General features: G+C 70.8%; 13 protein-coding genes and 1 pseudogene. 8 read left to right on the top strand and 6 right to left on the bottom strand.

The features are described 5' to 3' along the window. Nucleotides 1-87 precede the first annotated feature (87 nt). A complete protein-coding gene (locus tag ASV56_RS18325; RefSeq protein ID WP_062563451.1) occupies nucleotides 88-699 on the top strand; it encodes a MarC family protein in 612 nt (203 codons plus the stop codon). Further along, complete coding sequence (locus ASV56_RS18320; RefSeq protein ID WP_082724926.1) at nucleotides 699-1,274, top strand: retropepsin-like aspartic protease family protein; 576 nt, start codon at nucleotides 699-701, stop codon at nucleotides 1,272-1,274. The genes ASV56_RS18325 and ASV56_RS18320 overlap by 1 nt, the downstream gene beginning before the upstream one ends. Before the next feature lie 145 nt (nucleotides 1,275-1,419). Here the strand turns inward: ASV56_RS18320 and ASV56_RS18315 are convergent, their stop codons facing one another. Together ASV56_RS18315 and ASV56_RS18310 are read right to left on the bottom strand one after the other, a co-directional pair. After that, the gene (locus tag ASV56_RS18315; RefSeq protein ID WP_062563450.1) at nucleotides 1,420-1,869 is read right to left on the bottom strand and encodes a DNA polymerase III subunit chi; all 450 of its coding nucleotides are present in this window, start codon (nucleotides 1,867-1,869) and stop codon (nucleotides 1,420-1,422) included. Beyond that, nucleotides 1,869-3,482, bottom strand: coding sequence for a leucyl aminopeptidase (locus ASV56_RS18310; protein WP_062563449.1), 1,614 nt, complete (start codon nucleotides 3,480-3,482; stop codon nucleotides 1,869-1,871). Before ASV56_RS18310 ends, ASV56_RS18315 begins: the two co-directional genes overlap by 1 nt. A 141-nt stretch (nucleotides 3,483-3,623) precedes the next feature. On the opposite strand from ASV56_RS18310, the gene lptF reads away from it, so the two are divergent. The 6 genes from lptF (at nucleotide 3,624) to rsmA (ending at nucleotide 11,518) form a co-directional block, all read left to right on the top strand. Next, a complete protein-coding gene (lptF, locus tag ASV56_RS18305) occupies nucleotides 3,624-4,757 on the top strand; it encodes an LPS export ABC transporter permease LptF (protein WP_062563448.1) in 1,134 nt (377 codons plus the stop codon). Continuing rightward, the gene (gene lptG / locus ASV56_RS18300) at nucleotides 4,754-5,875 is read left to right on the top strand and encodes an LPS export ABC transporter permease LptG (protein WP_062563447.1); all 1,122 of its coding nucleotides are present in this window, start codon (nucleotides 4,754-4,756) and stop codon (nucleotides 5,873-5,875) included. Before lptF ends, lptG begins: the two co-directional genes overlap by 4 nt. Next, nucleotides 5,875-8,292 carry an LPS-assembly protein LptD gene (locus tag ASV56_RS18295; RefSeq protein ID WP_062563446.1) on the top strand — a complete coding sequence of 806 codons (2,418 nt, stop codon included), beginning with the start codon at nucleotides 5,875-5,877 and terminating at the stop codon, nucleotides 8,290-8,292. The genes lptG and ASV56_RS18295 overlap by 1 nt, the downstream gene beginning before the upstream one ends. A gap of 32 nt (nucleotides 8,293-8,324) precedes the next feature. Beyond that, the gene (locus ASV56_RS18290; RefSeq protein ID WP_062563774.1) at nucleotides 8,325-9,596 is read left to right on the top strand and encodes a peptidylprolyl isomerase; all 1,272 of its coding nucleotides are present in this window, start codon (nucleotides 8,325-8,327) and stop codon (nucleotides 9,594-9,596) included. Between the two features lie 93 nt (nucleotides 9,597-9,689). Then, nucleotides 9,690-10,673 (top strand): 4-hydroxythreonine-4-phosphate dehydrogenase PdxA, encoded by a 984-nt coding sequence (gene pdxA, locus ASV56_RS18285; RefSeq protein WP_062563445.1) that lies wholly within the window; start codon nucleotides 9,690-9,692, stop codon nucleotides 10,671-10,673. Next, the gene (gene rsmA, locus ASV56_RS18280; protein ID WP_062563444.1) at nucleotides 10,670-11,518 is read left to right on the top strand and encodes a 16S rRNA (adenine(1518)-N(6)/adenine(1519)-N(6))-dimethyltransferase RsmA; all 849 of its coding nucleotides are present in this window, start codon (nucleotides 10,670-10,672) and stop codon (nucleotides 11,516-11,518) included. Before pdxA ends, rsmA begins: the two co-directional genes overlap by 4 nt. A gap of 16 nt (nucleotides 11,519-11,534) precedes the next feature. On the opposite strand, the pseudogene ASV56_RS23075 reads toward rsmA, so the two are convergent. The 4 genes and pseudogenes from ASV56_RS23075 to prfA all read right to left on the bottom strand — a co-directional run. After that, a pseudogene (locus tag ASV56_RS23075) lies at nucleotides 11,535-12,270 on the bottom strand (IS5 family transposase); the annotation flags it as partial. Between the two features lie 78 nt (nucleotides 12,271-12,348). Continuing rightward, nucleotides 12,349-13,185: a DUF4167 domain-containing protein gene (locus tag ASV56_RS18265; protein WP_062563442.1), complete on the bottom strand. Its 837-nt coding sequence runs from the start codon at nucleotides 13,183-13,185 to the stop codon at nucleotides 12,349-12,351. Between the two features lie 243 nt (nucleotides 13,186-13,428). After that, nucleotides 13,429-14,256: a peptide chain release factor N(5)-glutamine methyltransferase gene (prmC, locus tag ASV56_RS18260; RefSeq protein WP_062563441.1), complete on the bottom strand. Its 828-nt coding sequence runs from the start codon at nucleotides 14,254-14,256 to the stop codon at nucleotides 13,429-13,431. Next, nucleotides 14,253-15,311, bottom strand: a complete 1,059-nt coding sequence (gene prfA / locus ASV56_RS18255) for a peptide chain release factor 1 (RefSeq protein WP_062563440.1) — start codon at nucleotides 15,309-15,311, stop codon at nucleotides 14,253-14,255. Before prfA ends, prmC begins: the two co-directional genes overlap by 4 nt. Nucleotides 15,312-15,401: the final 90 nt, after the last annotated feature.

Below are 15,401 nucleotides of genomic sequence, written 5' to 3'. Positions count from 1 at the left end.
CACGAAACCCCCAATTCCGTGATCCGGGCGCGTCAAGCGCGCCCCGGCTTCCCCCGGCGAGGAAAGCGGGCGATACTGGTCCCCGCCATGGAAACGACCCAGATCATCAGCGCCTTCGTCACCCTGTTCGTGGTCATCGATCCGGTCGGGCTGGCGCCGCTGTTCATCGCGCTGACCCGCGGCATGTCGCCGCAACACCGCCGCCGCGTCGGCTGGCGGGCCCTGGCCATCGCGGCGGGGCTGCTGACGCTGTTCGGCCTGGCGGGCGAATCGATCCTGCGCGGCATCGGCATCTCGCTGCCCGCCTTTCGCATCTCGGGCGGGATCCTCTTGTTCCTGACCGCGCTCGACATGCTGTTCGAGCGGCGGACCGAGCGGCGCGAGGGCCAGGCCAGGGACGACGACGACGACCCGTCGGTCTTTCCGCTGGCGACGCCGCTGGTCGCGGGTCCGGGGGCGCTCGCCACCATGATCCTGCTGGTCGGGCAGAACGAAAGCCCCGCGCATACGCTGATGATCCACCTGGTCATGCTGGCGGTGCTGGGGATCGCGGCGGGTTTCTTCGCCATGGCCGGGCCGATCGCGCGCCTGTTGGGACGGACCGGGACCATGGTGGTGACGCGGCTTTTCGGCATGCTGCTGGCGGCGCTGTCGATCCAGTTCGTGATCGACGGGCTCAAGGGGACGGGGCTGTTCTGATGGGCGAGGAATTCGGCCGCGCGGCCTATCTGGTGCTCTTGCTGATCGCGGTCGGCGGCTTCCTGCTGGTCGAGCTGCGCGCCCGCCCCGGCAAGACCCTGCGCCAGGCCGCGGCTTGGGGGCTGATCTTCCTGGGCGCCATCGCACTTGCCGGGCTTTGGGGCGACATCCGCCAGGCGGTGGCGCCGCAGGCCCGCATGCTGGAGGGCGGCCGCATCGAGGTGCCGCTGGGCAGTGACGGCCATTTCCACCTGGTGGCGCAGGTGAACGGCACCCCGGTCCGCTTCGTCATCGACACCGGCGCCAGCAGCATCGCGCTTGGTCCGCGCGACGCGGCCCGCGTCGGCATCGACCCCGAGGCGCTGGCCTATGTCGGCCAGGCCCGCACCGCCAACGGCATCATCGAGACCGCCCCCGTCACCCTCGACAGTCTCACCCTGGGCGAGATCCGCGACAGCCGGGTGCCGGCCATGGTGCTGCGCAGCGATCTCGACCAGTCGCTGATGGGCATGTCCTATCTTGCGCGCTTCGCCCGCGTCAGCATCGAGGGCAACCGCCTGATCCTGGAACGCTGACCGGCTTCTTTCTTGTTCAAATATCCTGCGGGGTCCGGGGGCGCAAAGCCCCCGGCGCGGCGGTGAACAAAGGGGGCGCTGCCCCCCGCGCGTTCCGCGCTCCCCCCGGGATATTTGGACAAGAAAGAACGAGCCCGGCCCGGCGCTATTGCTTGCGTTCCCAGCGCCCGCCGGCCTCGGACCAATATTCCGCCTCGACGCCCGCAGCTTTCAGTTCGCGCCATTGCGCCCGGGCGCGGTCGAGCGCCTCGGGGTCGTTGCCGTCGAAGACGATGCAGACCCGTTCGAGCCCGGCGCATTCGTCGCCCGCGACCTCGGCGCCGTCCAGCGCGATCAGGCAGCGCGGCGCATTGCCGGCCGCCTGGCCCTCGACGGTCAAGAGCACCGGCTGGCGCGCGTCATGCGGCCCGCCGGCCAGCCCATGCGGCAGGAAGCCCTCTCCCAGCCACAGCTGCTCATCCAGGCCCGCCTGCCGGGCGCGGTCCCTGCCCCGGACCTCGACCCGCCAGCCGGCCTGCAGGCTCTTGCCGATCAGCATCGGCAAGAGCTGCCCCGGACCCGAGCGGGTCAGGTGATAGAACAGGGCCGCGCCCATCACTTCGTCTCGAAACGGTCGCGCACCAGCCGGTCCAGCGTCATCACGCCCCAGCCGCTGGCCCCCTTCGGCGCCAGATCGGTGGCCGCGGGCGGCAGCGCTACGCCGGCGATGTCGAGATGCACCCAGGGCACGTCCTTGGCGACGAAGCGATGCAGGAACTGCGCCGCGGTGATCGAGCCCGCCGCCCGGCCGCCGGTGTTCTTGATGTCCGCCAGCCGGGAATCGATCAGCTTGTCATAGGCCGCGCCCAAGGGCAGGCGCCAGGCGCCCTCGCCCTCAGACCGGGCGGCGGCCAGCACCGCCTCGGCGAAGCTGTCGTCGTTCGAGAAGACCCCGGCGTTCTCATGGCCCAGCGCGATGATGACGGCGCCGGTCAGGGTCGCGAGATCGACGATGGCGGCTGGCTTGAAGCGGTCCTGCGCATACCAGAGCACGTCGGCCAGCACCAACCGCCCCTCGGCGTCGGTGTTGATGACCTCGATCGTGTCGCCCTTCATCGAGGCGACGATGTCGCCGGGACGCTGCGCGCGGCCGTCGGGCATGTTCTCGACCAGGCCGACCAGGCCCACGACATTGGCGCGGGCGCGGCGCAGCGCCAGGGCGCGCATGACGCCCGCGACGACGCCGGCGCCGCCCATGTCCATGGTCATCTCCTCCATGCCGGCGGCCGGCTTGATCGAGATGCCGCCGGTGTCGAAGACCACGCCCTTGCCGACCAGCGCCAGCGGCGCGGCATCCTCGGCGCCGCCGTTCCAGCGCATCACCACCACCTTGGACGGGCTTTCCGAGCCCTGCCCAACGGCCAGCAGCGCCCGCATGCCGAGCTTGGCGAGCTCGTCCTCGTCCAGCACCTCGACCTCGAGGCCCAGTTCGCGCATCGCCAGAAGGCGGTCGGCGAAATCGCTGGTGGTCAGGACGTTCGCCGGCTCGTTCACCAGGTCGCGGGTGAAGAACACGCCCTCGGCCAGCGCCGCGCCCTCGGCGGCCGAGCGGGCCAGCGCCTCGGGGTCCTTGTGCATGAAAGTGACCTTGCCGCGCGGCCTTTCGCCGGGCGCGGATTCGGCCGCCGGCGCTGTCGCCTCGGCCGCATCCGAAAGCCGTGCGTCGCTGGCAGCGCCGGTGCGGCTGGTCGAGGCGGCGGGCTCGGCCGGCGTCTCGGTTTCGGGCGTCTCGGTGTCGGCGTCGCCGTTCTCGGTCTTCCTGGTCTTGTAGGCCGAGAAGTCATAGGCCCGCAGCGCCAGGCCCAGCGCCACCTCGGCGGCGCGGGCATGGCTGCCGGCCAGCACCAGCGCGTCGGACTTGCCCAGCTTGGCGCCGATGGCCGCCCCGGCCTTGCGCGCGGTCAAGACGTCCGCGCCCGAGGGCAGCGACACCAATTGCAGCGCCTCGGCCTGCATGCCGGCGGGAAAGGCCAACTCCAGCGACTTGCCGGGCTTCACCGCCTTCCAGGCGTCGGACTGGATCGCGCGGGCCGCCGCCTCGCGCGCCGCGCGCGGCAGGCCGCCCGGCAGCCGCCCGGTCTGCGGCACCAGGATGGCGATGCGTCCCGGATGCGCGGCCAGCCCGGCCACCTCCGTCGCCGTGAAGGAAATTTCGACCGGGTGCGTCATGATCCTGCCTTTCGCGTTGATCCGATGGGCGGAAACTAGTCACCCGGCGCGCGCTTGACCAGAGCCGGGGCTTTCCCAAATCCCGCGCAGCGGCTAATCAAACGAGGTCCGAGCCCGAGACCGCAGCCCGTGAAAGCCGCCATGCCCCGCATCGACCGCTATATCCTGACGCAGTTCCTGACCCTGTTCGGGTTCTTTGCGCTGGTGCTGGTCTCGGTCTATTGGATCAACCGGGCGGTGTCGCTGTTCGAGCAGCTGATCTCGGACGGGCAGACCGCGCTGGTGGTGCTGGAGTTCACCGCGCTGACCCTGCCGCTGGTGATCTCGGTCGTGCTGCCGATCGCGGCCTTCGCGGCCAGCGCCTATGGCACCAACCGGCTGTCCTCGGAATCCGAGCTGGTGGCGATGCAGAGCGCGGGCATGTCGCCCTGGCGGCTGGCGCGGCCGGTGCTGGTCTTTGGCGTCACCGTCGGGCTGATGGTGGCGCTGCTGGTGCATGCCATCGTGCCCTTGGCCCGCGCCCGGCTGACCGACCGCCAGGCCGAGATCGCGCAGAATGTCACCGCGCAATTCCTGCGCGCCGGCAGCTTCCAGTATCCGGTGCGCGGCGTGACGCTGTATATCAGCGAGATCGCGGCGGACGGCCGGCTGGTCTATTTCTTCCTGGAGGACGCCCGCAACCCGCGCGAACAGGTGACCTATACCGCCGCCGAGGCGCTGGTGGTCCGGACCGAGGCCGGGCCGCGGCTGGTGATGATGCAGGGCATGGTGCAGAACCTGCGCCGGACCGGCGAGAAGCAGAACCTGTCGGTCACGCGCTTTTCCGAGCTGACCTATGACCTCGGCACGCTGATCGACCCGAACGCCGCCCGCAAGCGCGACCTGCGCGCCTATTCGACGCTGCGGCTGCTGGATCCCGACGATGCCCTGCTGGCCGAGACCGGCGCCACCGTCGACAAGGCCCGGGCCGAGGCGCATGAGCGGCTGGCCAAGCCCTTTCAGGCGCCGGTCGCGGCCATGCTGGGCTTTGCCATGCTGCTTCTGGGCGGCTTCAGCCGCTTCGGGGTCTGGAAGCAGGTGCTCTGGGCGGTAGTGGCGCTGATCGTGGTGCAGTTCCTGGGCACGGCGGCCGAGAACCAGGTGGCAAGCGACGCCTCGCGCTGGCCGCTGATCTATGTCTCGCCGCTGGTCGGCGCGGCGATCTGCGTCGCGGTGCTGTGGCTGGCCGCGCGACCGCGGGGCGCGCGCGGCGCCGGAAAGGGGGCGCCCGCATGATCCTGTCGGCCTATGTCGCGCGGCGCTTCCTGCGCATGTTCCTGATGATCGCGCTGATCTTCGGCGCCATCCTGTTCCTGATCGACATCGTCGAGCAGATCCGCCGCTTTTCCGACGAGGCCATCGGCCTGTCCGGCGCCGCCGTGCTGTCGCTGCTGAACATCACCGCGAGCTTCTATTCGATCATGCCGCTGATGACGGTGCTGGCCGGGATCGCGCTGTTCCTGGGCCTGTCGCGCACCTCCGAACTGGTGGCGATCCGCGCCTCGGGGCGGTCGGGGCTGCGGGTGCTGGCGGCGCCCGCCGTCGCCGCCGCGCTGGTGGGCATGCTGGCGGTGGCGGTGCTGAACCCGATGGTGGCCGCGACCTCGAAACGCTACGACGACGCGGTGGCGCGGATGAAGAGCGGCGGCGGCCAGACCATCAGCGTCGGCGCCAATGCGGTCTGGCTGCGCCAGGCGCTGCCGATGCGCGGCCCGGACGGGGTCGAGACCATGGGCCAGGTGGTGATCCAGGCCAGCCGCGCCAGCCCGGACGCGACCACGCTTTACGACGCCACCTTCACCGTCTTTGCCGAGGGCACCGGCCCCAGCCGCCGCATCGACGCGGCCGAGGCGCGGCTGGGCGACGGCGCCTGGCAGCTGAGCGCGGTCAAGGAATGGCCGCTGAGCCAGCCCAACCCCGAGGCCATGGCCCGCACCGCCGCGACCATGGAGCTGCCGACCGACCTGACCGCCGCCCGCATCCGCGACAGTTTCGGCAATCCCGAGGCGATCCCGATCTGGCAGCTGCCGACCTTCATCAAGGGGCTGGAACGCGCAGGCTTTTCCGCCCAGCGCCACAAGGTCTGGTTCCAGATGGAACTGGCGCGGCCCCTGCTGATGGCGGCGATGGTGGCCATTGCGGCCGTCTTCGCCATGCGCCATATGCGCGGGCGCAAGATGGGGCTTCTGGTGCTGGCGGGTTTCGGCTGCGGCATCGGGCTGTTCTTCCTGCGCAACCTGGCGCAGGTGCTGGGCGACAATGGCGGGCTGCCGCCGGTTCTGGCCGGATGGGCGCCGCCGGTGGTGGCGCTGCTTTTCGCGCTCGGGGCACTTCTGCGGCTGGAGGACGGATGATGGCGCGCAAGCGGCGGGCTGATCGGCAAGGCGGAACAGGCGCGGCGCGGGCGGCGCTGCTGGCGGCGGCGGCGCTGCTTCCGGGCATGGCGCTGGGGCAAAGCCTGACGCCCGACGGCCAGACCCTACCGCTTTACGGCCAGGACGGCGATTTCGTCCAAGGAGCGGCCGGCCCGGCGCTGGCGCCGACCGCCGGGGCGGATGACAACGCCCGCTTCGCCGACGGGACCGAGGCCTCGCGCGCGCCCGCGGTCGCGCAGGCGCCGGGTTCGGTGCGGATCGCGGACAGCGGCGCGGCGCCCGAGGGCAGCCCGGCCACGCTGCTGGCCGATCAGGTCAGCCTGGGCGCGGACAAGAAGCTGGTCGCCTCGGGCGGGGTGGTGATCTGGTATCGCGGCAGCCGGCTGGTCGCCTCGCGCGTGGTCTATGACAGCGACACCGGCGCGGCCACCATCGAGGGCCCGATCCACCTGACCCAGCCCGCCCGCGCCGGCACGCCCGAGGAGACCATCCTGATCGCCGACAGCGCCCAGCTGGAGCCGAACCTGCAGGACGGCATCCTGCAGGGCGCGCGGCTGGTGCTGGCGCGCGAGATGCAGCTGGCCGCCCGCGAGCTGCGGCGGACCGAGAACGGCGCCGTCACCCGGCTGGACAATGTGGTGGCCTCGAGCTGCCAGATCTGCGCCAAGGACCCGGTGCCGCTGTGGGAGATCCGCGCCCGCAGGGTCACCCATGACGCGCGCACGCGCCAGCTGCGCTTCGACCAGCCGCAGCTGCGCGCCTTTGGCGTGCCGGTGGCGGTGCTGCCCTGGCTGACCGCCCCCGACCCCACGGTCGAGCGCATGACCGGCTTCCTGCGGCCGCAGTTCCGCACCACCTCGGGCCTGGGCTTCGGCATCAAGCTGCCCTATTTCGTCACGCTGGGCGATCATGCCGACGTGACGCTGACACCCTATGTCGCCGCCTCGCGCACCCGCACGCTGGAGCTGCGCTATCGCCAGGCCTTCACCAATGGCGCGATGGAGTGGAACGGCGCCGTCAGCCGCGACGACCTCGAAAAAGGCGAGACCCGCGGCTATCTGTTCGGCGCCGCCCGTTTCGAGCTGCCGCGCGGCTATATGCTGGGGATGCAGATCCAGATGGCCAGCAACCGCGCCTATCTGCTGGATTACGACATTTCCGACGCCGACCGGCTGTGGAGCGGGCTGACGCTGGACCGCGTGCGCCGCGACCGCATGGTCATGGCGCGGATCGGCAATTACGAATCGCTGCGCGACGACGAGCCGGACGAGTTCACCCCCTCGGTCGTCGCCGATGCGCTGTGGAAGCGGCGCTGGTCACCGGCGCGGCTGGGCGGCATCGCCAGCCTGGAATGGTCGCTGCATGCGCATCGCCGCTCGTCGGGGCTCGACGTGGTCGGGCGCGACATGGCGCGCGGCTCGGTCAGCCTCGACTGGCAGCGGACCGAGATCCTGCCCGGCGGCGTCCTGGGCACGGTCGAGGGCGAGGTCGCCGCCGACGTCTATCGCATCAACCAGGACAGCGATTACGAGGATTGGGTGGCGCGCGCCGATCCGACCATCGCGGCCGAGCTGCGCTGGCCGCTCGCCCGCCATGCCGGCGGCGTCACCCATGTCATCGAGCCGGTGGCGCAGCTGATCTGGTCGCCCGAGCGCAGGCGCGAGGACGACGTGCCGAACGAGGACAGCCGGCTGATCGAATTCGACGAGGGCAACCTGTTCTCGCTGAACCGCTTTCCGGGCTGGGACGCGCGCGAGTCGGGCTTTCGTGCCAATCTGGGGGTCAGCTGGACCCGCATCGACCCGGCCGGCTGGTCCATCGGCCTGACCGCCGGCCGCGTCTTCCGCAGCGAGCCGGACCCGGCCTTTGCCTATCTGGACGAGGGCGGCAATCCGGTCTTTACCGGGCCGCAGGGCAAGAAACGCTCGGACTGGCTGCTGTCGGCGACCTATCAGGGCGCGAACGGGCTGGCGCTGGTGAACCGGGCGCTGTTCGACGACAGCCTCTCGATCAGCCGCAACGAGCTGCGGCTGGGCTGGCTGAAGCCGGGGCTGCAGGTCTCGGCCGGCTATCTGTGGCTCGATTCGGACGAAAGCGAGAACCGGGTCGACGACGTGTCGGAACTGACCATGGCCGGCGGCTGGCAGATCCGCGACGGCTGGTGGGCCACGACCGAGACGCGCTATGATTTCACCGCCGACCGGGCGCAGAAGGCGCAGCTGGGGCTGGAATATCGCAACGAATGCGTGACGGTGGAAATGTCGGTGCAGCGCCGCTTCACCTCGTCGGACGAGCTGCGGCCCGACACCAGCTTCGACCTGGGCATCCGGCTGGGCGGCTTCGGACAGCAGAAGGCCGGTCCGGGAACGGTGGCGCGTCGCGCCTGCCTGCGCTAATGTCCCGGCAAAACCATGCGGCGAGGGAGCTGATGCGGCGAATTCTTCTGGGGGCGGCGATGGCCGCGATGCTGGCGGCGGGCGGGGTGGCCCCGGTCTTCGCACAGTCCAACCCGTTCCAGCCTCTGGTCTATGTCAACGATTCGGCCGTCACGCGCTATGAGCTGGCGCAGCGCATGCGCTTCATGGAGCTGCTGCGGGCGCCGGATGCCGATGCGGCCGCGTCGCAAAAGGCGCTGGTCGACGACCGGCTGCGGATGTTCGCGGCCAAGCAGCTGGGCATCACCGCCAGCGACGAGCAGATCGATGCGGGCCTGGCGGAATTCGCCGGCCGCGCCAACCTGGGGGTCGAGGAATTCACCGCCGAGCTGGCCCGGGCCGGGGTCGAGCGGCAGACCTTCCGCGACTTCGTCACCGCCGGGGTGGTCTGGCGCGAGGTGGTGCGCCAGCGCGTCGTGCCGCAGGTCCGCGTCACCGATGCCGAGGTGGACCAGGAATTGCAGAAGGTGATCGAGACGCCGCGCGTGACCCATGTCGCGCTGTCCGAGCTGATCATCCCCGCCCCGCCCGGGCAGGAGGAGGCCGCCATGGCCCAAGCCGGGCGCATCGTCGCCGACACGCGCTCCGAGGGCGATTTCGCGGCTTTCGCCCGGCAATATTCCGCGACGCCCTCGGCCGAGAACGGCGGCCGGCTGCCCTGGACGCCGCTGGCGAACCTGCCGCCCTCGCTGCAGCCGATCATCCTGGGGATGAAGCCCGGCCAAGTCGGCCAGCCCCTGCGGGTCGAGGGCGCGGTGGTGCTGTTCTATCTGCGCGACACCCGCGGCACGCTGCGGCCCGGCGCCACGGCGCAGGTGCTGGATTTCGTGCGCTTCCGGCTGTCGAGCGCCGAGGAGGCGCGGCGCATCGCCGCCGTCTCTGACACATGCGCCGATCTGTTCGTGCATGCCCGCGGCCTGCCGGCCGAGCAGATCAGCCGGCAGACCCTGCCGCAGGGCCAGATCCCGACCGGCGAGGCGATCCGGCTGGCGGTGCTCGACGACAATGAAAGCACCGTGATTTCCTATGGCGGCGCGGTGGAACTGCTGATGCTGTGCAAGCGGCAATCGGCCGCCCTGGCCGAGGCGCCCGAGAAGGCGCCGGTGCCGGTCACCGCCGAGGGCGAGGCGCAGCCCGCCGCCGATCCCGACGCGCTGCCCGGGCGTGAGGAGGTGCGCAACATGATCTTCAACCGCAAGGTGGGTCAGGCGGCCGAGAGTTATCTGGCCGAGCTGCGCTCGAATGCGATCATTCGCCGACCGTGACGCGGGTGGCCGGGGGGCTCTGCCCCCCGCGCCTGACGCACCCCTCGACGGGGTGCGTCAGGCGCTCCCCCCGGGATATTTGGACAAGATAGAATGACCGAGCCGCGACCCATCATCCTGACCTGCGGCGAACCGGCCGGCGTCGGGTCGGAACTGGCGCCCAAGGCGCTGGCGGCCGGGGTGCCCTTCGTCTTCCTGGGCGATCCGCGGCATCTGCCCGAGGGCACCGCCTGGGCCGAGGTTTCGGCGCCGGGCGAGGCAGTCGCGCCGGGCGTTCTGCCGGTATTGCGGCATGATTTCGCGGCGCCGGCCGTGCCTGGGCGCCCCGATCCGGCCAATGCCGCTGGCGTGATCGACGTCATCGCCCGCGCCGTCGCCCTGGCGCAGAGCGGAGCCGCCGGCGGCATCTGCACCCTGCCGATCAACAAAGAGGCGCTGAAGCGAGGGGCCGATTTCCCCTTTCCTGGCCATACCGAATATCTGGCGCATCTGGCCGGCGGCGTGCCGGTGGTCATGATGCTGGCCTCGACCGGCGTCGAGCCGCCCTGCCGGGTGGTGCCGGCGACCATCCATATCGCGCTGTCCGAGGTGCCGCGGGCGCTGACGCCGGAATTGCTCGAGCAGGCCGTGCGCATCACCGATACCGGCTTGCGCCGCGATTTCGGCATGGCCGCGCCGCGGCTGGCGCTGGCCGGGATGAACCCGCATGCCGGCGAGAACGGCGTCATGGGCAGCGAAGAGATGCGCTGGATCGCGCCGCTGGCCGCGCGGCTGCGGGCCGAGGGGTTCGACATCGCCGGCCCCCTGCCCGCCGATACCATGTTCCATCCCGCGGCGCGCGCCCGCTATGACGCGGCGATCTGCGCCTATCACGACCAGGCGCTGATCCCGATCAAGACGCTGGATTTCGCCGGCGGCGTGAATGTCACGCTGGGCCTGCCCTTCGTGCGCACCTCGCCCGACCATGGCACCGCCTTCGACATCGCCGGCCGGGGCGTCGCCGATGCCGAAAGCACCATCGCCGCGCTGCGCATGGCCTGGGACATGGCGGGACGCCGGGCCGGGGCGCGGGCATGAGCGCGATCGACGGGCTGCCGCCCTTGCGCGAGGTCATCGCCCGGCACGAGTTGCGGGCGAAGAAGCAACTGGGCCAGAACTTCCTGCTGGACCTGAACCTGACCGCCAAGATCGCCCGCGCCGCCGGCGACCTGACCGGCTGCGACGTGATCGAGGTCGGCCCCGGCCCGGGCGGGCTGACCCGCGGTCTCCTGGCCGAGGGCGCGCGCCATGTGCTGGCCATCGAGAAGGACGCGCGCGCGCTGCCCGCCCTGGCCGAGATCGCCGCCGCCTATCCCGGCCGGTTGCAGGTCATCCATGGCGATGCGCTGGAAGTCGATCCGCTGGCGCATCTGACGCCGCCGATCCGGGTCGTGGCCAACCTGCCCTATAATGTCGGCACCGAGCTGCTGATCCGCTGGCTGGCGCCGCCGCAATGGCCGCCGTTCTGGGAATCGCTGACACTGATGTTCCAGAAGGAGGTGGCCGAGCGCATCGTGGCGAAACCCGGCGGCAAGGCCTATGGCCGGCTGGCGGTGCTGGCGCAATGGCGCTCGGATGCGCGGATCGTCATGACCCTGCCCCCCGAGGCCTTCGTGCCCGCGCCCAAGGTGCATTCCTCGGTGGTGCATCTGACCGCCCTGCCCGAGCCGCGCTTTCCCGCCGATGCGGCGGTGCTGAATCGGGTGGTGGCGGCGGGCTTCAACCAGCGGCGCAAGATGCTGCGCGCCTCGCTGAAGGGGTTGCATCCGGCCATCGAGGATCTGCTGCTGGCGGCGGGCATTGCGCCCACCGCGCGCGCCGAGGAGATCGGGCTGGAGCAGTTCTGCGCGCTGGCGCGGGGCCTGGCCGCCGCGCCGCGCTAGGTTCTGTGGACACTTCCTTGATCCACAGGACGATGGCAGCGATGGTGATGGCGGCGAGGTGGTTTCTGGCGGTTTTCTCGTATCGCGTGGCGACCCTTCGGAACTGCTTGAGCTTGGAGAAGCAGCATTCGATCGGATGTCTCCGGGCACAGAGATGCTTGTCGAGGGGATGCTTGCGCGCCCGGGACGGGTTGTTTAGGGATGACGGCAAGAGCTTTCTTGCTTAGCGATCGCCTCACGCAGGCGGTCGCTGTCATAGGCGGTGTCGGCCATGACGACCTCGGCAGGCAGGTCGGCGATCCGCCTCGGCCTGCGGGGCGCCGCCCTTCTGCCCGGCGGTCAGGGTGAAGCGGACCGGACAGCCAAGGCCTCGCACTGCCAGGTGGAGCTTGGGGCTCAGCCCGCCGCGGCACCGGCTAAGGGCCTGATCTTCAGCCCCCTTTTGCACCAGCGGCGTGTTGGTGGGCGCGGATGATCGGGCTGTCCACGATCAGCTATTCGAAATCGGGATCGTCGGACATCGCCGCGAAGAGCCGCCACCAGACCCCCTTCCGGCTCCATCGGCTGAAGCGGCGGAACATGCTGTTCCACGAGCCGAACACGTCCGGCAGGTCATGCCACGGCGAATCCGTCCGCACGAACATCCGGTTGTCGCGACCACTGCTGCCCCGTGTCCGCTCGTCCCCGTTGATATGGCCGGAAATCCGGTTCCATTGCCCGTCCGACAGCACCAGCCGATCCAAGGTTCCCATCGCAAACCTCCTGCAACAGAAACCTTGAACCATCTTTCCTCAGAATAGGAAATCCAAAGAGTCCACAGAACCTAGGGCTTATTCGCCGGAAGCCTTGTCGGTCTTTGCCGCGGGTTTCTTCTCGGCACCCTCGGCCGGCTTGCGGCGGGTGCGCGGGGTGCGCGGCGCCGGGGTTGCGGCGGAGGCAGCCGCGGCGGCGGCCGGCTGGCGCGTGCGGCGACGCGGCGCCGGGGCCGCGGGCTCCTCCAGCGCCAGTTCCGGCGCGGGCTCGGCCGCTGCGGGGGCCGGCGGCTGAGGCTCGGCCGGGGCGGCGACGGGGGCTTCGGGCGCGATGGCGGCTTCCGGGGTCTCGACCGGGCCGGCGGCGTCCTCGTCCGAGGCGATCACCGGCGGCAGGCCGGCGGGCGCCGGGGCTTCGGCACGCGCGGCCTGGCGGTCGTCGCGGTTGCGGTCGTCGCGCCGCTCGTCGCGGTTGCGATCCTCGCGCCGGTCGTCGCGATGACGTTCCTCGCGCGGCTGGTCGCGGCGGTCGTCGCGCCGCTCGTTCCGGTCCTGGCGATCCTGGCGCTCGTGGCGGTTGCCGTTCTGGCCGTTCTCGGACTGGGCCGAATGGCCGTTGCCGTCCTGGAAATCGTCGTCTCGGGCCTGGTGCTGCTGGCGCTCGGCCTGCTCGCGCTGCGCCTCGCCCAGCATGCGGGTGTAATGCTCGGCATGCTGCAGGAAGCTCTGCTCGGCCACGCGGTCATTGGAGAGCTGGGCGTCGCGGGCCAGCGCCAGGTATTTCTCGATGATCTGCTGGGGCGTGCCGCGCACCTTGCCCTCGGGGCCCGAGGAATCGAAGACGCGGTTGACGATATTGCCCAGCGAGCGCTGGCGGTTCGACTTGTTACGCGAACGGGATTTGGATGATCTCATCAGCTTGTTGTCGTTTCGTCCGGATTTGTCCGGCTGAGGTTGGGGTCATCTCGGAAGCGAGTGTCCAGAACGGGAGCGGTGGAATTCCGTTTCCCGCTTTGCCAGGATTGTGCTGGGTTATCTGAGTATGGCTGACCCATGCGTGGGCAGCGCCCCCGTCACATCTGCGAATAAACACGCCGCATCGCCGCTTACAAGTGGAATCTGCATCGAATGGCGCAAAACGCGCGGATCCTTGCCGGGTCAGCCGGGCTTGCGGGCCATGACCACGCGGTCGCGGCCGTCGAGATCGGGCAGGATGCGCGGCTGTTCCAGCCCGGCCGCCGCCATCAGCGCCGCGACCGCCGCGCCTTGCGTCGGGCCGATCTCGACCATGAGCCGGCCGCCCGGGTTCAGATGCGCGGGCGCCCCCGCGGCGATGGCGCGATAGGCCGAAAGCCCGTCCCCCTCGTCGGTCAAGGCGCCGCGCGGCTCCCAGTCGCGCACCTCGGGGGCAAGGCCGGCCATCTCGGCCAGCGCGATATAGGGCGGGTTCGAGACGATCAGGTCGAACGCGCCCGAGACCGCCGAAAACCAGTCAGATTGTATGAAATCGGCGCGCACGCCGAGCCGCGCGGCATTGTCGCGCGCCACCGCCAGCGCCGGCATCGAGATGTCGGTGCCGGTGCCGCGCGCGCCCGGCCGCTCGGCCAGCAGCGAGATCAGGATGGCGCCCGTCCCGGTCCCCAGGTCGAGGACCGAGGCGAAGGGCTGCGCCAGCGCCGCCTCGACCAGGGTTTCGGTTTCCGGGCGCGGGTCCAGCGTGTCGGCGGTGACGCGGAAGTCATGCTTCCAGAAGGCGCGGCGGCCGAGGATCTGGCTGACCGGCTGGCGCGCGGCGCGGGCGGCGACGGCTGCGTCAAAACGTCGCAGGGCTTCGGGCGGCAGCGGCGCAGCCAAGGCGGCGCTGAGATGGTGGCGCGGCAGGGCGAGCGCATGGGCCAAGAGCAGGCGCGAGTCGCCCGCCGCATCCGCGACGCCCGCCTGCGACAACCGCTCGGCCGCCTGCCGCAGCGCCTCGGCGCCGGTCACGTGTCGCCCTGCGCCGCCAGCCGGGCGGCCTGGTCATGCGCGGCCAGCGCATCCACCGTCTCGGACAGGTCGCCCTGCATGATGCGGTCCAGCGCGTAAAGCGTCAGGCCGATGCGGTGATCGGTCATCCGGCCCTGCGGGAAGTTGTAGGTGCGGATGCGTTCCGAGCGGTCGCCCGAGCCGACCTGCGACTTGCGGTCCGCCGCGCGCTCGGCATCGGCGCGCGAGCGTTCCATGTCATAGAGCCGGGCGCGCAGCACGGCCATGGCGTTGGCGCGGTTCTGGTGCTGGGATTTCTCGGAGCTGGTCACCACGATGCCGGTCGGCAGGTGGGTGATGCGCACCGCCGAATCGGTGGTGTTGACGTGCTGGCCGCCGGCGCCGCTGGCGCGCATGGTGTCGATGCGGATCTCGGCGGCGGGGATGTCGATGTCGACCTCCTCGGCCTCGGGCAGCACGGCGACGGTGGCGGCGCTGGTATGGATGCGGCCGCCCGATTCGGTTTCGGGCACGCGCTGGACGCGATGCACGCCGGATTCGTATTTCAGCCGGGCGAAGACGCCCTCGCCCTCGATCCGGGCCACGGCCTCGCGCACGCCGCCCAGGTCGGATTCGGCCAGCTCCAGCATCTGGAACTGCCAGCCCTGCGATTCGGCAAAGCGGCGATACATGGCCAGGAGGTCGCCGGCGAACAGCGCCGCCTCCTCGCCGCCGGTGCCGGGGCGGATCTCCAGGATCGCCGGCCGGGCGTCGGCCGCGTCGCGGGGCAGAAGCGCGATGCGCAGCGCATGTTCCAGCCCGGGCAGCAGCTCGCGCAGCCGGCCCAGCTCATCCGTGGCCAGCTCGCGCATCTCGGGATCGGCCAGCATGGCCTGGGCCTCGGTGATGCCGTCCTGCGCGGCGCGCCATTCGGCGATCTGCGCCACCACCGGCTTCAGCTCGGCATATTCGCGGCTGATGCCGGCGATTTCCTCCGGCGCCGGGCCGGCATTGAGCCGCGCCTCGAGATATTCGAAACGCGCGACGATCTGGGAAAGGCGGTCCTGCGGCAGCATGCCACGGGATTATCCCGTGATCCGGCGGGCGGCAAGGCGGAAGCGGGCGCGGGCGTGACCCAGATCAAGGCGCCGCGCCCGCCCTTGCGC

Origin of the sequence: Paracoccus aminovorans (assembly GCF_001546115.1) — a bacterium.
GTDB lineage: Bacteria > Pseudomonadota > Alphaproteobacteria > Rhodobacterales > Rhodobacteraceae > Paracoccus > Paracoccus aminovorans_B.
Note: the sequence above shows the minus strand (reverse complement) of the source record. Positions and strands in the feature narration are given on the sequence as shown.